An 18,729-nucleotide genomic window follows, 5' to 3' on the forward strand; every position below is an offset into this window, starting at 1 on the left:
GGAAGCGGGTGCGGGGCCGGAAGCGGGTGCGGCGTCGGGGGCGGGTGCGGTGGCGTCATGCTCAGGGGGGTGTTGGGCGGGACGGCCGGCGGCGCGGTCCATGATCTCTGCCCGCAGCTGCTCGGCCTCATGCTTGCGCAGGAAGGCCAGGGTGGCTGCGGTGCCGTCACCCTCGGCCACCTCGAACCGCAGTTCGGCCAGTTTGGCGATCCGGGCCAGCAGCGGCTGGCGCAGGTCAACCGCCTGGACCCGGTCGATCCGGGCCTGACGGTGCTGGCGGACGAAGATCCCGGACTTCACCATTACGTGTTCCTCGGTGACCTTGTACCGGGTGAACCACCAGGAGAGGGTGAAGCCCACAAAGATCAGCAGGGCCAGCGCCAGGAAGGCGCCGCCGCCGATCAGATAGGGGGTGGGATTGGCCTGCAGATTCTCGGCCAGCTCCCCGGAGCGCCAGGCACCCCAGAGGTCGGTCCACATCTGCCAGTTGTAGCCGAAGAACGCCACTGGGATCGCCACAATGGTCACCCAGCCGCGCACCAGCGGGCTCAGTGGGTGGACCTTGGTCCAGGTCTCATCGAACCAGCCCTCAGCCTCGCTCGGCTGATTCTCTTCCTCAGGCGCCTCAGCAGACTCAGCGCCCGCGCCGGTCTCCTCTGCGTTCAAGCGGTCACCGAACCCCTGTTCATCTGACTCTTGCGACATCACAGACCTGCCAGCCGCGCCTGCCCGCGGGCGGAGAGGTCATCGCGCAGCCGGGCACCCTCGGAGCGCACCGCCCCCGGAATGGTGGCATCGGTGGCTGCCGAGGCGGTCTTCAGCTGCACCGTGCACAGCCCGAACTTGCGCATGATCGGACCAGCCTCGATATCCACATACTGCAGTCGGCCGTAGGGAACTGCCACCACGCGCTGGAACAGGATGCCGCGGCGGATGAGCAGATCGTCTGCCCGCTCGTGGTAGCCGATGGCGCGCACCCGCTTGGGCACCAGCACCAGGTCAATGATCGCCCACACCACCAGCACCGCCAGGATCGGCCACTTCAGCCAGTCCGGGATGCCCCAGGAGAGCACCGCGTCCGCAACCACCGGGGCGGCCACTATCGCAAAGGTGATCAGCCAGCCGGCGCTAGTGGTGATGTAGCGGACTGTGATGAACTTGTCATCCACCCGGGTCCATTCGACCCCCACCGGGTCGATGGCTTCAGAGTGCAGCATTGGGCTCCGTTCCGTCGTCGAATTCTGAATTCTGAAATCCCGATCCCCGGTCAGGGGGTATCCGGCACAGTGTCTCTACCACGAACCCTATGATCACCCACAGCATTCCGCCGATCACAACCGTAAGACCCGCAGTGACATTCGGGGTGCCGATGCCGGCGGCGGGTCCCAGGTGCAGCAGCACTCCGGCATGCCAGCCGGCGATCAGCGATCCGGCGTAGGCGCAGGCCTGTCCGGCTGCCACCACGCGCACCGCCTGCAGCGGATGCAGCCGCCGGGGCCTGTTCCTGGCGGGGCCGTGCTCCCGGGTCCGGTCTGCGGTGTGTTCCAGCCGGCGCTGGTCCCGCCAGACCACCAGGCCCAGTGCCAGCACGATCAGCCCCACAGCCACCAGGGTGACCGCCGATGACAGGGGCAGTACCGGGGAGCTGTAGCCGGCTGCGGTCATCCCGAGCGTGGCCAGATAGCCGGCCAGGGCGGCACCTGCGGCAATGAGCAGCAGCCACAGCGGGCGCAGCTGAGTCACGTATCCAGCCTCACCACATCCGGATAGTCCTCGGCCTCCTGGGCCAGTTCGCGCACCGGCCGCCCGCCCAGCAGCGCCACCGGGTCCATCCAGCTCCAGGGCAGCAGCACAAACGCCCGCTCCGCCGCTGAGGGGTGCGGGACCTGCAGCCGCGGGGAGTCGATGGTGGCCGAGGCGTAGGTGACGATGTCCACATCCAGGGTCCGCGGACCGTTGCGCTGTTCACGCACCCGGTTGTGGTCCTCCTCGATCTGCTGGGCCAGGTCCAGCAGCCCGTGCGGGGAGAGCTGGGTCTCGATCTCCACCACCTGGTTCAGGTAGTCGCGCTGATTGGCCGGCCCGCCCAGCGGTTTGGTGCGCGCCAACGGGGAGGTGCTGATCAGTTCCACGCCATCGGCGGCCTCCAGCGCTTGGATGGCCGAGGCCAAGGTGGCCCGGGAATCGCCGAGGTTGGAGCCCAGGGCCAGTACGCTGCGCACCGGGAAGGCAGCCTCCAGCTCGGGGTCGCGGTAGTGGGCCTTCACCGCTTCACCGTCCTCCCCGAGGTCGGCCAGGGATTTGCGATCGTAGTAGCCCAGCCCGGCGGTGGGGGTGGTGACACTGGCTCCCTCTGCGGGAGTCGCCGCTGAGTATGCGGAGCCGGCTCGGGCGGCGTCGTCCTCCTCCACCAGTTCTCCTTCATAGATCCCGGATACCTGTTTGGGCGGGGCACCGAGCGCGCGGCTGGCTCCAGCCTGATCACGGGTGCGGTGAATGGTGACCGATGCGTCGTGGAAGTCATAGGGCATCGGCGCCTGGGGCTTGTGCACGGTGATGGTGACCGCTTGGATGCGGTCATCGAGTCCCAGGAGCCGCTGGGCGCAGGTGGCGGCGATCCGCTCGATCAGATGATAAGTCTCCCCGGTGACCACCCGGTCGATGACGAAGGCGATATCGGCGTAGGAGACGGTGTCTTCCAGATTATCGGTGCGCCCGGCAGCGGCCAGGTCCACCTGCACCTCGGCATCGATGACGAACGGTTGAGGGGTGGTGCGCTCATCGGGCAGAACGCCATGGGTTCCTTCGAACCGCAGGCCGGTCAGGCGAATCGCGTCGTATCCCATGGGCTTAAGGCTACAGGGCTGGTCCCGGCGGCGCGGGCAGCGGCCTTCACACCCAGGGTTCAGACGAGGCGGGTCACCGTATGCGCCGAGGAGATGACCTCGGGGTCGTGGCTGGCCACCAACAGCGCTGCACCTGAGGCTGCCGCGGTGTGCATGGCTTCGATCACGGTATCGGCAGTGCTGCGGTCCAGGCTCGCGGTGGGCTCGTCCATGGCCAAGGCGGTGGGCTCCAGCAGCAGGCCGCGCACGATCGCCAGGCGCTGCCGTTCGCCGCCGGAGAGGCTGCGCGCCTTCTGCCGGGCGGCGGCCGCGAGCCCGAAGCGCCCCAGCAGCTCATGGGCGCGTTCGGTGATGGCCGGGGTGATCCCCTCCGGCATGGCCGGGATGAGCACGTTGTCCAGCACGGTGAGCTCCTCGATCACCGTGGCGCCCTGGTCCACATAGCCCATATGTTTGCGCCGAGCTGCGGCCAGCTGCTTATGGTTCAGTCCCACCACGGGGGTCTCCGCCCAGCGCACCTCGCCTGAGTCGGGGGTCTGGGTGGCGGTGGCTACCCGCAGCAGCGAGGTTTTACCGGAGCCGGATCGACCGGCCAGGCAGTGCACGGCCCCGCGCGGGACAGTGAGGCTGAAGTCCTCAACGATGACCCGTTCATTGCCGTCGGCCTCGGTGTAGCGGATGGTGACTCGGTCCAGCTCAACAGCGGGTGGACCGGCGGGCACCGGAGGCCGGTCGGCGGCCCCCTTGGAGCCGGCGGAGTGTCTGCGGCGCATGAGCAATCCCCTCATGCATAGTCACCTTACACAGGCTGCCGCGGATCAGCCCGCGGCAGGCGCCGCCCAGAGCGCCTGGTGCACCCTGAACGCATCGGCGCTTGGCTGAGGCTCATGGACCCGCACAGCCCAGCAGCCGGCCTGGGCGGCCAGCAGGCTCAGCGCCGCGGTGGCGGCATCCCGTTGGTCGGCAGGGCGGGGTTCGCCCTGCGAGTCAGCCAGCAGGGAGCCGAGGAATCCTTTTCGGGAGGCGCCGAAGAGCACCCTGTGTCCCAGCCCGGTGAACCGGTCCAGGTTCCGGATCAGCTGCCAGTTCTGCGCGTGGGTCTTGGCGAAGCCGATGCCCGGGTCCAGAATGATCCTCTCCGGTGGGACCCCTGCATCCAGGTAGAGCCCGCGGATCTCCAGCAGCTCCCCGACCACCTCAGCCAGTAGATCCTGATACTGAGCCCTGGCCTGCATGGTCCGGGCATCGCCGCGGTTGTGGGTGATGACCACCTCGCAGCCGAACTCAGCGACCACCTGCGGCATGGCCGGATCGGTCAGCAGCCCGGAGACATCGTTGATGATCAGCTCCTGGGCCCGGCCATCGGCCTGGTCCTGGACCCGGTCCTGGGCCAACTGAAGCGCAGCACGGGCCGTGCCCGGATGCCGGGTGTCAACGGAGAGCCGGAGCGGAAGCTCAAGCAGCTGCTCAACAACCGGCAGGATGCGGCGCTGCTCCTCCGGCGGACTCACCGGTTGGGCACCGGGCCGGGTGGATTCGCCGCCGATATCGATGAGGTCAGCCCCCGCCCCAACCAGATCACGGGCGTGCTGGAGTGCTGCCTCGGTCTCGCCGTACTCTCCGCCGTCGGAGAAGCTGTCCGGCGTGACGTTGAGAATCCCCATCACCAGTGGTGGCGCCATGCCCTCCGCCTTCCTCGTCGAATGCGCGATCTGTGCAGTATATTCGCCGGATTCCAGGCCCACCTGCTGCACACCGTGCGCACTCGAGGTGCAGTCAGCTCAGCAGGGCTGCGGCCCCGCACCAGGCGAGGCTAGTTGTGCAGGATGAGGCTCATCGCCTCCGAGCGCGTGGCGGCATTGCGCAGCGCCCCGCGGACTGCGGAGGTCACGGTCTTGGCGCCTGGCTTGGCGGCACCGCGCATGGACATGCACAGGTGCTCGGCCTCGATCACCACGATCACACCCTGCGGCTGCAAATGCGTCATGAGCGCATCTGCCACCTGGGTAGTCAGCTGCTCCTGGACCTGGGGCCGCTTGGCGTAGATGTCCACCAGCCGGGCCAGCTTGGAGAGTCCGGTGACCTTGCCCTCCTCCGCAGGAATGTAGCCCACATGGGCGTTGCCGTAGAAGGGCACCAGGTGGTGCTCGCACATGGAGTAGAAAGGCACGTCCCGGACCAGCACCAGCTCCTGGTGGCCGATGTCGAAAGTGGTGCCCAGCAGCTCGGCCGGATCCTGCCGCAGGCCGGCGAAGGCCTCAGCGTAGGCTTTGGCCACCCGGGCCGGAGTCTCCTTCAGCCCCTCGCGGTCCGGGTCTTCGCCCACCGCCAGCAGGATTTCACGGACCGCCGCCTCGATCCTGGGAAGATCGACGACGCCGTCACTCACCGGGGTTCTCCACACCTTCAGTCTCACCAGGTTCAGTACCCACGAACTCAGGCTCCTGTGGTGCGCTGTGGCCGTTGGGGGCGGGGGCGTCGTCGTCCGCTGTCTCACCGGCAATCACGATGGGGCGGCGCTGGCTGGACTCCCAGACCTGGCGCTTGGGCCGCTTCTTCACGTCCTTGAAGATCTCGGCGACCTCCTTGGCGTTCAGGGTCTCCACCCGCAGCAGCTCCTCGGCCAGGGTGTCCAGGATCTCCCGGTTCTCACTGAGCGCCCAGTAGGCCTCATCGTGGGCCTCATCGATGATGGCGCGGACCTCAGAGTCCACGATCGCGGCCAGTTCCTCGGAGTAGTCCTTGCCGCTGGCCATCTCCTTGCCCAGGAACGGGTTGGTGTCCCCCGAGCCGAGTTTCACCGAGCCGACTTTAGCGCTCATACCGTATTCGGTGACCATCTTCCGGGCGGTGTCGGTGGCTTTCTGGATGTCATTGGCGGCCCCGGTGGAGGGGTCGTGGAAGACCAGCTCCTCAGCGACCCGGCCGCCCATGGCGTAGGCCACGGTGTCCAGCAGCTCGTTGCGAGTGGTGGAGTATTTGTCATCCTCGGGGACCACCATGGTGTAGCCCAAGGCGCGGCCGCGGGGCAGGATGGTGATCTTGGTGACCGGGGCGGAGTAGTTCAGGGCCGCAGCCACCAGGGCATGTCCGCCCTCGTGGTAGGCGGTGACCTTCCGCTCGTGGTCCTTCATCAGCCGGGTGCGCTTCTGCGGGCCGGCCATCACCCTGTCGATGGCCTCATCAATGGCGCGGTCATCGATCAGGTCCGCATTGGACCGGGCGGTGAGCAGCGCGGCCTCGTTGAGCACATTGGCCAGGTCAGCGCCGGTGAACCCGGGGGTCTTCCGGGCCACCTGCCCCAGATCCAGGTCATCCACCATGGGCTTGCCCTTGGCGTGGACGGAGAGGATCTGCTTGCGCCCGGCGAAGTCGGGGGCCTCCACCGGGATCTGCCGGTCGAAGCGACCGGGGCGCAGCAGGGCCGGGTCCAGCACATCGGGCCGGTTGGTAGCAGCGATGACGATGATATTGGCGTTGGCGTCGAAGCCGTCCATCTCCACCAGCAGCTGGTTCAGGGTCTGCTCGCGCTCATCGTTGCCGCCGCCCACGCCGGCCCCGCGCTGGCGGCCCACGGCGTCGATCTCGTCCACAAAGATGATCGCCGGGGAGTTCTCCTTGGCCTGTTTGAACAGGTCGCGGACCCGGGAGGCGCCCACGCCCACGAACATCTCCACGAAGTCAGAACCGGAGATCGAGTAGAAGGAGCCGCCGGCCTCGCCCGCCACGGCTTTGGCCAACAGGGTCTTACCGGTGCCGGGAGGGCCGTAGAGCAGCACACCCTTGGGGATCTTCGCACCCAGCCGCTGGAACTTCTCCGGCTCGGAGAGGAACTCTTTGATCTCCTGGAGCTCCTCCACCGCCTCCTCGGCCCCGGCGACGTCCTGGAAGGTCACCTGGGGCATGTCCTTGTCGAACATCTTGGCCTTGGACTTGCCGAACTGCATGACCCGGGAGTTACCCCCGGACATCCGCATGATCAGCCAGATGAAGATCGCAGCGATGATCAGGAACGGAATCATGAACCCGAGCATGGACAGTAGCCAGTTGGACTGCTCCGGCTGGTCGGTGTAACCCTCCAGGTCAGCTGCGGCGATGGTGTCGGCCACCGTTTCTGCCCGGGCCTGGGAGAAGTGGAAGTGGACGGCGTCCTCGTACTCGGTGCCGTCCAGCTCGAATGACTCTGCCAGAGTCAGGTCCACCCGGGAATCGCCGTCATCGATCCGCGCCTCGGTGACCTGGCCCTCCTCGAGGAGCTCCATGCCCACATTGGTGTCCACCCGCTGGCCGGAGCCGGAGGAGCTGAACAACGCAGGGATGACCACGAGCAGGACCAGCACTGCCAGGAGAATCCAGAACAGCGGCCCGGTGAAGATCTTCTTGAAGTTCATTGAGCTCCGTCGCGCGCGTACAAGCCGATGAGGGTCAGCTCTACACGGTACTAGAGTACGACGACGCCGGGATAACCAGGTGCCCAACGTTCGCCTCAGGCAGAGGGTGCGTCGAGATGGCGGAGGCTTCCCCCGCCTATCGAATACAGGGCAATCAGCGCGCAGAGACTGAAGACAGCCGCACCGGCAGCAGTGGGCAGGGCAATGTGAACTGTGGCCAGTACGCCGCCCAGAGCGGAGCCGACAGCCAGGCCCAGCAGACCGAGGACTCTGCTGGCTGCGCCGACCCTGCCCAGCATGTCACTGGGTACTACCTGCTGGCGGATCGATATGGAGCAGATGTTCCAGACCACCGCGTGGAAGATGTATAGCGCCAACAGCACGGCAGCCAGATAAGGGTGGGAGGTGAGGCTGAGACCGGTCAGGGTGACCATTGCTAACAGGAGGCTTGCAATGATCGTCCACCGGTAGCCCCACCACAGACGCAGACGTGCAGTGACTGCTGAGCCGAGGAGCCCGCCAAGTGCCGAGACAGCCAGGAGCACACCGTATCCAGTGCTGTCTAGGCCAAGTTGGGCACCGGCGAAGAGCACCAAGACCGAGAACGGGAGCATATACCCAGCACTGGCCAGGCCTCCGATAATCGCCAGGTTTCTGATCACGGGGCTGCGCAGCAGCCACTGGGTCCCGGCGATTGCTTCGGCATAGGTGGAGCTGCGGGGAACTGGTTCCTGGCCCGCGGTCTCATCTGAGACGAGCTCTGCTGACTCCTGGGTGCGCGAGATCATCGGCAGTGCCAGCGCGATCAGGCCCGCAGCTGCCCAGAGACCTCCCATGGCGTAGAGAGGCGCGGCGGCCGCAAGCGCAAAAAGCATGCCGCCCAGCGGTGGCCCGATGAACTCGTCTGCCACCAACTGCACTGCAGCGACTCGCGAGTTGGCCCGGTCCAGCTCTTTGCGGCGGACGATCGAGGGCAGCAGTGCCACCGCCGAGCTGTCCGCAGTGCTCTCCAGGGTGGCCACCACTGCCATGACGGCATAGAGGACCAGCAGCGATCCGGCACCGAACTGAATGGTCAGCGCCAGAACCAGCAGCGCCAAACCGCGCAATACATTGGCACCGACGATCAGAGTTCGCCTATCCACTCGGTCCACATAGACACCGATCGGAAGTGCCACCACCAGGCGGACCACCGCATAGAGCGTCGCTAGCCCGGCCACCCATCTGGGGTCATCGGTCATCGAGGCCGCAAGCAGCGGCATCGATATGAAGGCCAGTCCGTCCGAGAGGTTGGATAGCGCGTTCGCACTCCAGAGAATGCGGAACGGCCTACCCAGAGTCACTTGGACAAGTGAACCACCTTCGATGCAGGGCGTCCAGATTGCCCTCAAGCGAAGAAGGCGTTCGGCTCAATCACTCGTCCGGCACCTTATGCACCGTGGCGAGTTTCAATCGCCTCAGGAATCCTCGCAAGCGGGATTCCACTGAAGCTCAATCACTCGTACACGTGGGGGGCGAGGATGCCGATGCAATCGAGGTTGCGGTACTTCTCTGCGAAGTCCAGACCGTAGCCGACCACAAACTTATTCGGAATGTCGAAGCCCACATACTTGACATCGATGCTCACCTTGGCGGCCTCAGGTTTGCGCAGCAGGGTGCAGATCTCAACGGAGGCCGGGCCCCGGGACTCCAGATTGGCCTTCAGCCAACTCAGGGTCAGCCCGGAGTCGATGATGTCCTCCACGATCAGCACATGCCGGTTCATCAGGTCAGCATCCAGGTCCTTGAGGATCCGCACCACTCCGGAGGACTTAGTGCCTGAGCCGTAGGAGCTCACGGCCATCCAGTCCATGGCGATCTGCGACTTCAGCGCCCGGGAGAGATCGGCCATCACCATCACCGCGCCCTTGAGCACACCGACGATCAGCACGTCCTTATCCGCATAGTCGCGGTCGATGGCTTCAGCCAATTCCTTGGTGCGGGCTTGGATCTGTTCAGAGGTGAAGAGAACTTCTTCGAGGTCGTCTTTGACGTCCTGGGAATCCATCGGTTCCGAGGTGCTCCTTGGTCTCAGCCACATCCGCTGATCAGCGGAAGGTTCTCACCCTGATGGCGGAACGACCACCAGTTTTCCATAGTCTGGGGTGCCGCGGGTACCTCTGCTGACTGTGACACGACCTTCAAGCTCCACCGGCCCGGCAGAGCGGCTGCCAGCCACCAGTTTCTCCACCGCCACCAGCCGTTCGAAGCTAGGGTTGGCCCCGCCGGCGGCAGCCACCGCCAATGCGATCACCCGGCGGCGGATAGCCGGGGGTTCGGCCCGCAGGCCCTTGAGCTTCAGCCGCAGTGCACCGGTGTGGTCTGGGTCCTCCAGCACAGTGGGGAAGACCTGCTTGGCCTGGTTCTCCAGATGGTCAGCATCGGCGGCGGCGATTTCCGCAGTGCGCACCAGCGAGTCGCGCAAGGAGGCGGCCAGCTCCCGCTCCAGATAGGGCAGCACCTGGGTGCGGACCTTGGAGCGCAGAAAGCGCGGGTCAGAGTTGGCGGGATCCTGCCACCAATCCAGACCATAGTGGCGGCAGATCGCCTCGGTATCGGTTCTGCTCAGTCCCAGCAGCGGCCGGCGGAAGGGCCCCCGGGCCGGTGGAATGCCCGCCAAGGACCGGGTGCCGGAGCCGCGGGCGAGGCCCAGCAGTACCTGTTCGGCCTGGTCATCCCGGGTATGGGCCAGCAGAATCCGGGAGGCGCCGAGCTCAGCCATCGCATCCCGGAAGGCCTGGTACCGGCCGGTGCGCGCCGCAGCCTCCGGTCCCAGTGCCGATTCCGGGTCTACATCGGCGGAGTAGATCCGCACTGGGTCCAGGCCCAAGCCCTTGAGCTGGCTGACCGTTCTGCCGGAGACCACCGCACTGTCCGGGTGGAGGTGGTGATCAACTACGACGCCGCCCACTCGCGCAGCTGCCAGCGGCCCGGAGCTGCGGCCGTGGTGCCAGGCAGCCGCAGCGGCGAGCGCCAGGGAGTCTGCCCCGCCGGAGCAGGCCACCAGCGTCAGGCCCTCGGGATCCAGTACCTCGCCCACTGCCTTGCGGGCACGGTGCAGTGCTGCAGGAGCCTTAGCCACGGCCCCTCCGTTCAGCGCTGTTCCCGCTGGCCGCGCGCAGCTCGCGGCCGCGCCCATCGCCGTTCCCGGCGACCTCCCACCTGAAGCCGGCAGCGCGGGACACCTACGGTGCCCCTGCTGCCGAGAAGCCCATCCGGTCGATCCACTGGTCCGGGTTGTGCAGCTCCTCCTCAGTGGGCAGATGCTCGGGTGCTTCCCAGATGGTGTTGAACTGCTCCATGCCGACCCGCTCCACAATGCGGTCCACGAACTTCTGGCCATCGCGGTACTGGGCAGCTTTAGCATCCAGCTGCAGCAGCCGGCGGATGAGCTTCTGCAGCGGGGAGCGGTGTTTGCCGCGCTGCTCGAAGCGGCGGCGGATAGTTTTGACGGTGGGCACGATACTGGCATCCACCGCGTCCATCACCACATTGGCGTGACCCTCCAGCAGGCTCATCACCGCGGTGATCTGCGACATGATCTCCTGATCCTCCGGGGACTGGATGGCGGCCAGGAGCCGGTTCCGCGGTGTTGGCGAGTCGCCGTCCGGCTCAGGACTTCCGGCAGCCTTCTTCTCCTTCAGCTCCGCCTGCAGGTTCTTGACCGCCTCGGCCAGCCGCTGTGGCAGGGAGTCGGCCTGACTCATGGTGGAGGTGGAGAGCTGGGTGATCTTGGACTTCAGGTGGTCAGCCAGCCATGGAGCCGCGGCGAACTGCACCCGGTGGGTCTGCTCATGCAGACAGACCCAGAGGCGGAAGTCGCTCCGGCGTACATTGAGCTCCTGGGCCACGTTCACGATGTTCGGTGCCACCAGCAGCAGGCGCCCGGCCGGCGCGGCCGCAGATGAGTGGAAGGGGTCGAACTGGCCCAGCACATTGGCAGAGAGGAAGGCCAGCACCCCGCCGAGCTCGGCGCCGGTAGCTGCGGAGCCGAACACCTGGGCAGAGGAACCCTCCTTCAGCAGCTCGGGTTTCTTCTCCGCTGCAGCCTGCAGGGCTGGGGCAAGCAGGCCGCGAAAGCTGGAGGTGTTTGCCGCTGACCACCCGGGCCGGTCCACCACTAGAACATCGCTCAGGTCCTCGCCGAGTCCCCTGGCGGCTGAAAGCCCGGTGATCTCGTAGACATGCCGCACGGAATCAGCCGCAGCCTGGCGCAGATCAGCGACCTCTTGGGCTGCCTCATTGCGCCTGAGCTTGGGACCTGGCGGAACCAGCCGGCCAGCAGTGGCGCGGGCCACCTCCCAGTTGACGATCAGATCGGCGGCCTCGGTCTGTGCTTCGGGGGCAGCAGTCATGTACCTATCACATCACAGCCGCCCGGTCAGGGGGAGCTGCAGCGGCGGCTTACTGCCTCTCTCGCTTTCCGATAGCGTAGCCAGATGCCTCAGAGAAGCGAAGATCTCAGCGCTGGCCAGGACTCCACCGCCTCGCAGCGGCTGCCCGGCCCGTGGACTGAGGACCCGGAGTTCGTGAAACTCTACGATCTGGAGAACCAGGGCCTCTGGGACTTTGATTTCTACCTGGAGCTGGTAGACCAGCTGAGTGCGCAGCGGGTGCTGGACATCGGCTGCGGAACCGGGGTGCTGGCGGTGGCCCTGGCCTCCCGCGGCATCGAGGTCACCGGCGTGGACCCGGCAGCTGCCATGATCGAGGTTGCTGAACAACGAATCCGGGAGGCGGCGGTGGGCAGCCGCGCGGAGGTGGTCCGGGGCACCGCAGCTTCGGTGGCGGCGTCGTCGTATTTTGCTGCGATCATGATGGGGCATGTGGCCCAGTACTTCCTGAGCCGCCCGGAGTGGGACCAGGTGCTGGCCGATGCGCACCGTGCGCTGGTACCCGGCGGGTGGATCGCCTTCGAATCCCGCAATCCTAAAGGGCTGAGCTGGGACGCCTGGGACGAGGAGTCCACCCGGGAGACCCAGCCGCATCCGGAAGGCGGAGAGTTCACCTCATGGTTGGAAGTGCTGGGCATTGAGCACGACGACGCGGACGGCCCGCTGATCACCGCACGCGGGCATAATATCTTCCCCGACGGCCGGCACGTCACCGCCGATGAGCCACTGCGCTACCGGCCCCTGCCAGTGCAGCAGGCCTCCCTGGAGCAGGCCGGGTTCACCGTGGAGCAGGTCTGGGGGGACTGGGATCGTTCCCCGGTGGAGCCCGACTCCCCTGAGCTGATTCTGCTGGCCCGCAAGCCTCGCTGAGCCGCTTTCGAGGACGGCGCCCCTCCGTTACGGTGGACTGAGGGACAGAACGATAGGGCGCGATAGAGGTAGAGCTGATGGGCACTGACACTGAACCGCAGGATACTCAGCAGCGGCAGCCGCTCTCCGAAGCGGTGCAGGACCGCCCGCCCAAGCCTCCGCTGGGTCCGCCGCATGACGCTTTCGCCACGATATGCCTGGCCGCCTGCTTCGCCGCAGGGCTGTTCTTCTCCGGGTATGGACGCACAGAGAACGACTGGATCGGCTGGACAGGGCTCATCGTCTCCCTCGGTGCCACGGTTCTGTCTTTGCACTATTTCATCCGCGCCTATGGGTTCCGCACCAAGGGATGGCAGGAGGGCATCCCCACCGGTGCGTACTTTGCGCTCTTCTTTGGCTTCTTTTTCACTTTTTCTCTGGTGGCCCCGGCCATCTACTCCGGCTACGCCGGTCAGAGCACCATCGCCCTGGTGGGCAGCCTGGTGGCTGTCTCCGCCCTGCCGGTGGCCGGGCTGCGCGCCGCTCTGGGCAAAGCACCCCATCCACCAGCCGAGGAAAAGTAGCGGCCGTACCGGCACCGCGATGGCCCCCCTGCTGTTGCTAAGGTGGAGCCATGCCAGGTTGGGCCCTTGTCGCCATCGTTGCCATCGTCCTGTTCAGCATGGTGCAGATCACCAGTATGGTCACCGGCAAGCGAATTCCCGGGGGCTCATCAACTGATGAGGTCGAAGCATTGGAGAAGCGTATCCGGGAGCTGGAGGCCGGCGCAGAGCGGCCCCAGATCGAGGACGAACCGCAAATCCCCAGCAAGGCCGAGGAGAACATGCACGCCGAGGACAGATGGCGTCTGGATATGCTCGAGGCCCGGCTCGAGGACCTGGAGAAGCAGCGCCGGGACAAGCACAACGGCGGCGAGGCCGCATAAATCGGCACGCAGGTAGACTCCTGTGTTGTGACTGGCACTGACTCCACCGCGGCATCGCACCATCTGCTTCCGGATAAGGTTTCCGACACCTTTGACCCCGCTCAGTGGCGGGTGGTGGAAGGATTCGGCTTCACCGACATCACCTACCACCGCCGGGTGGAGCGGGATGAACACGGTGCGGCGGTCCGGGACCTGCCCGCAGTGCGGATCGCCTTCGACCGTCCCGAGGTGCGCAACGCTTTCCGTCCGCATACGGTGGACGAGCTCTACCGGGCTCTGGACCATGCCCGGATGACTCCCGATGTGGGTGCGGTGCTGCTCACCGGAAACGGCCCCTCGGCCAAGGATGGCGGGCACTCTTTCTGTTCCGGCGGGGATCAGCGTATCCGTGGCCGTGACGGCTACCGGTACGCCTCCGGTGAGACCTCGGAAACTGTTGACCCGGCAAAGGCCGGCCGGCTGCATATCCTGGAGGTTCAGCGGCTGATCCGCACTATGCCCAAGGTGGTGATCGCAGTGGTCAATGGCTGGGCCGCCGGCGGCGGGCACTCACTGCACGTGGTCTGTGACTTGACCATCGCCTCCCGCCAGCACGGCAAGTTCAAACAGACCGATGCCACAGTGGGCTCCTTCGACGCCGGTTACGGCTCAGCCCTGCTGGCCCGGCAGGTGGGGCAGAAGAAGGCCCGCGAGATCTTCTTCCTGGCCCGCGAGCATTCGGCTGAGGACATGGTGTCCGCGGGCGCGGTGAATGAGGCCGTGGATCATGAGCGCCTGGAAGAAGTGGCCCTGGCGTACGCCGGTGACATCGCGGCCCAGTCCCCGCAGGCGGTGCGGATGCTGAAGTTCGCCTTCAACGCCGCCGATGACGGCCTGGCCGGCCAGCAGGTCTTCGCCGGGGAGGCCACCCGAATGGGCTATATGACCGATGAGGCCGTGGAGGGCCGCGACGCTTTCCTGCAGAAGCGCGACCCCAACTGGGCCGACTTCCCGTACTACTACTAGATGAGCACAAAACCCCAGGTCAGCGGTTCTTCACGGCCTTATTAGCCTGCCGCGCAGCTACGGCTGGAAGCTTGTGGGATGTGACTCATCGCAGTACTGTCAATAGGGATGACTGCCATGGAGGTCCAGATCACATTCGACTGTGCAGAGCCGCGCACAGTCGCCAAGTTCTGGCAGGCGGCGCTTGGATACGCCGACCCGCCCGCCCCTGAGGGATACCCCACCTGGGATGAGTTCGACGCCGCCCAGCCGGAGGAACGCCGGGGAGCAGCATGGGTCGCACAGGACCCGGAGGGATCCGGCCCGCGCCTGTACTTCCAACGGGTGCCGGAGCCCAAAACAGTGAAGAACCGCCTCCATCTGGATATCCGTGCCGGTGCAGGCCTTACCGGGGCCGAACGCCTCGCCGCCCTAGAGGCTGAGGCCGGCAGACTCGAAGCGCTCGGCGCCCGCCGGGTACGACTGATGCTGGCTGGCGAAGAGAACGAGTCATGCCTGGTGATGCAGGACGTGGAAGGAAACGAATTCTGCCTGGACTGAGCAGATATCGCTCATTTTGCTGGGCTCGCAGGCCAAGATGTAGACCGTCAGCCTCAAGATGCCCGTGACGGCGTTCGAGTCGCTCAGCACAAAGGGCGAAACAGACTGCGGGAGCAGCGCCATCGACTGGGCCGATTCGTTCACCGGCGCCGTACGACGCTGGACGCCAAAGGTCCGCCCCCTGCCGCTTGCTTTGCCGGAGTCCGGCCGCGATTCGCTAGGCTTGCTGTGGCCCGCTGGCACCTGCCGCCGGATCGCACCAGAGAGAGGACTAGACATGGACCCCAACCACACCGGTAGGGGCTCTGTGACGGGCTGGACCAGCCACGCCTTAGCAGCGCTCGACGCCGCTCGCCGCGGCGAGTGCCCGCCCCTGGAGTTCCTGCCCGCCGAGCTGGGGCAGGCCCCGCGCTGGATCGAGCGTCCTGAGGCAGAACTTACGTCAAGAAACTGGAGGAAAGACGCTGATTCGGCGTCTATTCCTTCAGTTTCTCAACACAAGTTTGGGTATCTGACCGCCGTGGTGCGCACTTCCGGCTCCACCGGCACTCCCAAGCAGACCCTGCTGCCCTGGTCCGCCCTGGAAGCCTCCGCCCGAATGACCGCTGAGGCCCTGGGCGGGCACGGCCAGTGGCTGCTGACTCTGCAGCCCAGCTATGTGGCTGGTCTGGCAGTGCTCACCCGCAGTCTGGTAGCCGGCACCCACCCGGTGGCACTGTTGGAGGGGACCAGCGATCCGCAGCGTTTCGCCGAGGCGGCCGAGCAGCTCACCGGCGAGCGCCGTTATGTCTCGTTGGTGCCCACCCAACTGCAGCGTCTGCTGGAGCACCGGGACTCACGGCTGTTGGCTGCACTGCGCCGGTTCGACGCGATACTGCTGGGCGGCGGACCCACCAGCCCTGAGCTGTTCGGGCAGGCCCGGGAGCTTCAGCTCAACGTGATCCGCACCTATGGGATGGCCGAGACCTGCGGTGGCTGCGTCTATGACGGCTATCCGCTGCCCGGAGTCACTGTGGAGATCAGCACCTACGGACGGGTGCTGCTCTCCGGGCCGATGGTCGCCCAAGGCTATCTGGACGATGCGATGACCGCTGAACGCTTCGACACTGACCCGGCCACCGGTCACCGGCGGTTCCGCACTGACGACCTGGGGCAGCTGGGGAGCGAACGGACTGAGGACCTGGACACCATTGCGCAGGTGACCGGATCAGGTCACACCGCCCAGGTTCTGCCCCGGCTGACCGTGACCGGCCGGGCCGACGATGTGATCATCACCGGCGGGGTGAAGGTCTCCGCGGAGGAGGTCCGCCGCGCAGTCGAGAGTCACCCCAATGTGCGGGAGGCCTTCGTCGCTGGCGTCCAAGACCCAGAATGGGGGCAGCGAGTCACCGCCGCTGTGGTGCTGGCTACCGCCTCCCGGGAGGGCCGAAGCTTTGCGGAGATCGATGCTCAGGTGCGGGAAAAACTGGGAGCAGCTGCAGTGCCCAAGCACTATGAACTCCTAGGTGCCCTGCCGCTGCTGCCCAATGGCAAGCCGGATCGGCAGGCGCTGCTGCAAATCCTGAGCAAGCAGCGAGCATGAAAGCATACGGTGGGCAGATTTGCCCACAGAACAGCACTGATATCTGCAGCACTGCAGGCAGTTGTGCCCAGCGAACGAGGAGAGATGCCTATGGCAACAACACGTGAGTGGTTGGCCGGCGCCCGCCCGCGGACCCTGCCGATGGCGCTCTGCCCGGTACTGATCGGTGCCGCTGCAGCCTGGTCCCAGTATCTGGGGCACTTGGACTTCGCCATGGTGGGCCAGCGGCCGCCCAATGCGCATGCCCTGGCCGCTGCAGTGGCGCTGCTGGCCCTGGTGGTGGCGCTGGCTCTGCAGGTGGGGGTCAACTACGCCAATGACTACTCCGATGGGGTGCGCGGCACTGATGATGTGCGGGTGGGCCCCATGCGGCTGACCGGCTCAGGCGCGGCAGCGCCCCACCAGGTCAAACGAGCAGCCTTCGCCAGCTTCGGCATCGCCTGCCTGGCCGGGCTGGGCATTGTGGTGATGATCCAGGCCTGGTGGCTGCTGCCTGTCGGTGCAGTCTGCGTGCTCGCCGCCTGGTGGTACACCGGAGGGAAGAACCCCTACGGGTACCTGGGGCTGGGCGAGGTGATGGTGTTCGTGTTCTTCGGACTGGTCGCCACACTTGGGACCGCTTTTGCGGTGACCGAGATAGGCAGGATCAACGGCTATGCCGTGGAGTTCCCGCTGCTGACCGCCGGGGTGGGAGCAGTCTCGCACGGGCTGATCGCCTCAGCGCTGCTGATGGCCAATAATGTCCGGGATATCCCCACCGACCGCGAGGCCGGGAAAATGACCCTGGCGGTGCGGCTGGGCCAGACTCGGGCCCGGTGGGGCTATGCGACCATGCTCGGGGTGGCGGTGGCGATTCCGCTGGCCCTGGTCCTGCAGGGACCGCAGAGTCCCTGGTTCCTGCTGGTGCTCATCTCCTGGCCGTTGTGCATCAGGCCCATGGCTACGATGGTGCGGCGGCCGAAGCTCGCCCGCGGGCCAGAACTGATCCCAGTGCTGCAGCAGACCGGCACCCTCGGCCTGGCCTTCGCTGCCAGTTACTCGGCAGCGCTGCTGCTGATCACCTGAGCGGCTGAGCTGATCACCTGAACGGCTCAGGCGGTGGGCTCCTCCGGCGGGTCGGTGTCCTGGCCGGTGGCGGCGTCGTCGTCCTTCTGCTTCTTCCGCTGCTCCAGTGCCCGCTTCTTCCGCTCCTCCTCGGCGCGCTTGCGGGCCTCTTCCTCGCGCCGCTCAGCGCGGCGGCGCTCAAACTCGATTGTGCGCAGAAACTCGGGATCATCATCGGGTGCCACCGGTCCTCTGCGCGGACCTCCGCCGCCGCCGTTGCCACCGCGTGCCTTGCCGAAGCCCAACCACAGGCCGGGGCCCAGCAGGGGCAGCAGCAGGATGATGAAGAACCAGGCGGCCTTGGGCAGCACCCGCACTTTGTGCTTTGGCGTCATGATGCAGTCCACTGAGCAGTAGATCAGCAGACCCAGGGCCACTACGCCCAGTCCCATGAATACCCGAACCACGTTCGCTCGCTTCCCTCTTACGCTTGCGCTTGTGCCGGGGGCCTTGCTGAGATGGCCCCTGGCTTACTCTCCTACCAGGGTAGTGGACTCAGCCCCGACCCTGTTGCCGGTTCCGCTCCGCGCGGAGCCGTACCGCTCATCGGTCAGCCTCCGGGTCCTCACGGCGCAGCTCCTTCTGGATAGCCTGCTGCTGGGCGTCGACCTCCTCGTGGAACTGCTCGGCCAGCTGGTCCTCAGCAGCATTATCGGCCGACTCAGCAGAGGAAGGACGACGCCGCCCCAGCCAGCCGGCCAGCTGCTCGGCAGCTGCCAGCCGCCAGGAGTTGAAGAAGAGGTACCCCACCGCCGCGGAGATGACGAAACCCACCGCCAGGGCCACCAGCATGCGCGGCAGCAGGCCCAGTGGGATTGCGGTATAGGCCAGGAAGAAGCCCAGGGCAAAGAACCCCAGGCGCAGCACGGAGTAGCGGAGAAAAGCCATCGAACTACTCCGGCAGTCCCGCGTAGGAGTGGAGGCCGGGGAAGTAGACGTTGACGACGGCGTAGTTGATGATAATGCAGACGAAGCCGATGATCGATAGCCAGGCGGCACGGTTGCCAGTCCAGCCTCGGGTCGCACGCGCGTG

At 66.2% G+C, this 18,729-nt stretch carries 21 protein-coding genes and 1 pseudogene; 7 read left to right on the forward strand and 15 right to left on the reverse strand.

The window, feature by feature from the left end:
- The 12 genes from GNZ21_RS06960 to GNZ21_RS07015 form a co-directional block, all read right to left on the reverse strand.
- On the reverse strand, positions 1–666 hold a 666-nt coding region (locus tag GNZ21_RS06960), incomplete at its 3' end, for a PH domain-containing protein (RefSeq protein ID WP_198345982.1).
- 38 nt (positions 667–704) lie between these two features.
- Positions 705–1,214 carry a PH domain-containing protein gene (locus GNZ21_RS06965; protein WP_157322771.1) on the reverse strand — a complete coding sequence of 170 codons (510 nt, stop codon included), beginning with the start codon at positions 1,212–1,214 and terminating at the stop codon, positions 705–707.
- Positions 1,204–1,743, reverse strand: a complete 540-nt coding sequence (locus GNZ21_RS06970) for a DUF3180 domain-containing protein (RefSeq protein WP_157322737.1) — start codon at positions 1,741–1,743, stop codon at positions 1,204–1,206. The genes GNZ21_RS06965 and GNZ21_RS06970 overlap by 11 nt, the downstream gene beginning before the upstream one ends.
- Positions 1,740–2,846, reverse strand: coding sequence for a 2-amino-4-hydroxy-6-hydroxymethyldihydropteridine diphosphokinase (gene folK, locus GNZ21_RS06975; RefSeq protein ID WP_157322739.1), 1,107 nt, complete (start codon positions 2,844–2,846; stop codon positions 1,740–1,742). Before folK ends, GNZ21_RS06970 begins: the two co-directional genes overlap by 4 nt.
- A gap of 59 nt (positions 2,847–2,905) precedes the next feature.
- Positions 2,906–3,634 carry an ABC transporter ATP-binding protein gene (locus tag GNZ21_RS06980; RefSeq protein ID WP_157322741.1) on the reverse strand — a complete coding sequence of 243 codons (729 nt, stop codon included), beginning with the start codon at positions 3,632–3,634 and terminating at the stop codon, positions 2,906–2,908.
- A gap of 30 nt (positions 3,635–3,664) precedes the next feature.
- The gene (gene folP, locus GNZ21_RS06985) at positions 3,665–4,528 is read right to left on the reverse strand and encodes a dihydropteroate synthase (RefSeq protein WP_157322743.1); all 864 of its coding nucleotides are present in this window, start codon (positions 4,526–4,528) and stop codon (positions 3,665–3,667) included.
- Positions 4,529–4,659: 131 nt separating this feature from the next.
- Positions 4,660–5,235 (reverse strand): GTP cyclohydrolase I FolE, encoded by a 576-nt coding sequence (folE, locus tag GNZ21_RS06990; protein WP_229659527.1) that lies wholly within the window; start codon positions 5,233–5,235, stop codon positions 4,660–4,662.
- Complete coding sequence (gene ftsH, locus GNZ21_RS06995) at positions 5,228–7,237, reverse strand: ATP-dependent zinc metalloprotease FtsH (RefSeq protein ID WP_157322746.1); 2,010 nt, start codon at positions 7,235–7,237, stop codon at positions 5,228–5,230. The genes folE and ftsH overlap by 8 nt, the downstream gene beginning before the upstream one ends.
- Positions 7,238–7,332: 95 nt before the next feature.
- Positions 7,333–8,580, reverse strand: a complete 1,248-nt coding sequence (locus GNZ21_RS07000; protein WP_188503712.1) for an MFS transporter — start codon at positions 8,578–8,580, stop codon at positions 7,333–7,335.
- A gap of 152 nt (positions 8,581–8,732) precedes the next feature.
- Positions 8,733–9,284 carry a hypoxanthine phosphoribosyltransferase gene (gene hpt / locus GNZ21_RS07005; RefSeq protein WP_157322750.1) on the reverse strand — a complete coding sequence of 184 codons (552 nt, stop codon included), beginning with the start codon at positions 9,282–9,284 and terminating at the stop codon, positions 8,733–8,735.
- 54 nt (positions 9,285–9,338) lie between these two features.
- On the reverse strand, positions 9,339–10,358 hold the full coding sequence (gene tilS / locus GNZ21_RS07010; protein ID WP_229659528.1) for a tRNA lysidine(34) synthetase TilS: 1,020 nt from the start codon (positions 10,356–10,358) through the stop codon (positions 9,339–9,341).
- Positions 10,359–10,461: 103 nt separating this feature from the next.
- Complete coding sequence (locus GNZ21_RS07015) at positions 10,462–11,631, reverse strand: zinc-dependent metalloprotease (protein WP_157322754.1); 1,170 nt, start codon at positions 11,629–11,631, stop codon at positions 10,462–10,464.
- An 84-nt stretch (positions 11,632–11,715) separates the two neighbouring features.
- Here GNZ21_RS07015 and GNZ21_RS07020 point away from each other — a divergent pair, with 84 nt between their 5' ends.
- From GNZ21_RS07020 to GNZ21_RS07050, 7 genes are all read left to right on the forward strand, one after another.
- On the forward strand, positions 11,716–12,540 hold the full coding sequence (locus tag GNZ21_RS07020; protein ID WP_157322756.1) for a class I SAM-dependent methyltransferase: 825 nt from the start codon (positions 11,716–11,718) through the stop codon (positions 12,538–12,540).
- Positions 12,541–12,617: 77 nt separating this feature from the next.
- A complete protein-coding gene (locus GNZ21_RS07025; protein ID WP_157322758.1) occupies positions 12,618–13,103 on the forward strand; it encodes a hypothetical protein in 486 nt (161 codons plus the stop codon).
- 50 nt (positions 13,104–13,153) lie between these two features.
- On the forward strand, positions 13,154–13,465 hold the full coding sequence (locus GNZ21_RS07030; RefSeq protein ID WP_157322760.1) for a hypothetical protein: 312 nt from the start codon (positions 13,154–13,156) through the stop codon (positions 13,463–13,465).
- A 27-nt stretch (positions 13,466–13,492) separates the two neighbouring features.
- The gene (locus GNZ21_RS07035) at positions 13,493–14,470 is read left to right on the forward strand and encodes a 1,4-dihydroxy-2-naphthoyl-CoA synthase (protein WP_188503713.1); all 978 of its coding nucleotides are present in this window, start codon (positions 13,493–13,495) and stop codon (positions 14,468–14,470) included.
- 108 nt (positions 14,471–14,578) lie between these two features.
- Positions 14,579–15,010 carry a VOC family protein gene (locus GNZ21_RS07040; protein ID WP_157322762.1) on the forward strand — a complete coding sequence of 144 codons (432 nt, stop codon included), beginning with the start codon at positions 14,579–14,581 and terminating at the stop codon, positions 15,008–15,010.
- A gap of 277 nt (positions 15,011–15,287) precedes the next feature.
- Positions 15,288–16,592, forward strand: coding sequence for an AMP-binding protein (locus GNZ21_RS07045; RefSeq protein ID WP_157322764.1), 1,305 nt, complete (start codon positions 15,288–15,290; stop codon positions 16,590–16,592).
- 90 nt (positions 16,593–16,682) lie between these two features.
- Complete coding sequence (locus tag GNZ21_RS07050; RefSeq protein ID WP_157322767.1) at positions 16,683–17,657, forward strand: 1,4-dihydroxy-2-naphthoate polyprenyltransferase; 975 nt, start codon at positions 16,683–16,685, stop codon at positions 17,655–17,657.
- A 26-nt stretch (positions 17,658–17,683) separates the two neighbouring features.
- Here the strand turns inward: GNZ21_RS07050 and GNZ21_RS07055 are convergent, their stop codons facing one another.
- The 3 genes and pseudogenes from GNZ21_RS07055 to GNZ21_RS07065 form a co-directional block, all read right to left on the reverse strand.
- Complete coding sequence (locus tag GNZ21_RS07055; protein ID WP_229659529.1) at positions 17,684–18,103, reverse strand: PLDc N-terminal domain-containing protein; 420 nt, start codon at positions 18,101–18,103, stop codon at positions 17,684–17,686.
- A gap of 136 nt (positions 18,104–18,239) precedes the next feature.
- A complete protein-coding gene (locus tag GNZ21_RS07060; protein ID WP_157322769.1) occupies positions 18,240–18,584 on the reverse strand; it encodes a DUF4229 domain-containing protein in 345 nt (114 codons plus the stop codon).
- A gap of 4 nt (positions 18,585–18,588) precedes the next feature.
- Positions 18,589–18,729: pseudogene (locus tag GNZ21_RS07065) on the reverse strand (c-type cytochrome biogenesis protein CcsB); the annotation flags it as partial.

This window comes from Nesterenkonia alkaliphila (genome assembly GCF_009758175.1).
Classification (GTDB): Bacteria; Actinomycetota; Actinomycetes; order Actinomycetales; family Micrococcaceae; genus Nesterenkonia; species Nesterenkonia alkaliphila.

Excerpts from the sequence above, each read along its gene's own strand:
- folK (WP_157322739.1), bottom strand. The coding sequence starts at position 2,846 with ATGGGATACGACGCGATTCGCCTGACCGGCCTGCGGTTCGAAGGAACC.
- GNZ21_RS06980 (WP_157322741.1), bottom strand. The coding sequence starts at position 3,634 with ATGAGGGGATTGCTCATGCGCCGCAGACACTCCGCCGGCTCCAAGGGG.
- folP (WP_157322743.1), bottom strand. The coding sequence starts at position 4,528 with ATGGCGCCACCACTGGTGATGGGGATTCTCAACGTCACGCCGGACAGC.
- ftsH (WP_157322746.1), bottom strand. The coding sequence starts at position 7,237 with ATGAACTTCAAGAAGATCTTCACCGGGCCGCTGTTCTGGATTCTCCTG.
- hpt (WP_157322750.1), bottom strand. The coding sequence starts at position 9,284 with ATGGATTCCCAGGACGTCAAAGACGACCTCGAAGAAGTTCTCTTCACC.
- GNZ21_RS07015 (WP_157322754.1), bottom strand. The coding sequence starts at position 11,631 with ATGACTGCTGCCCCCGAAGCACAGACCGAGGCCGCCGATCTGATCGTC.
- GNZ21_RS07020 (WP_157322756.1), top strand. The coding sequence starts at position 11,716 with ATGCCTCAGAGAAGCGAAGATCTCAGCGCTGGCCAGGACTCCACCGCC.
- GNZ21_RS07025 (WP_157322758.1), top strand. The coding sequence starts at position 12,618 with ATGGGCACTGACACTGAACCGCAGGATACTCAGCAGCGGCAGCCGCTC.
- GNZ21_RS07030 (WP_157322760.1), top strand. The coding sequence starts at position 13,154 with ATGCCAGGTTGGGCCCTTGTCGCCATCGTTGCCATCGTCCTGTTCAGC.
- GNZ21_RS07040 (WP_157322762.1), top strand. The coding sequence starts at position 14,579 with ATGACTGCCATGGAGGTCCAGATCACATTCGACTGTGCAGAGCCGCGC.
- GNZ21_RS07045 (WP_157322764.1), top strand. The coding sequence starts at position 15,288 with ATGGACCCCAACCACACCGGTAGGGGCTCTGTGACGGGCTGGACCAGC.
- GNZ21_RS07050 (WP_157322767.1), top strand. The coding sequence starts at position 16,683 with ATGGCAACAACACGTGAGTGGTTGGCCGGCGCCCGCCCGCGGACCCTG.
- GNZ21_RS07060 (WP_157322769.1), bottom strand. The coding sequence starts at position 18,584 with ATGGCTTTTCTCCGCTACTCCGTGCTGCGCCTGGGGTTCTTTGCCCTG.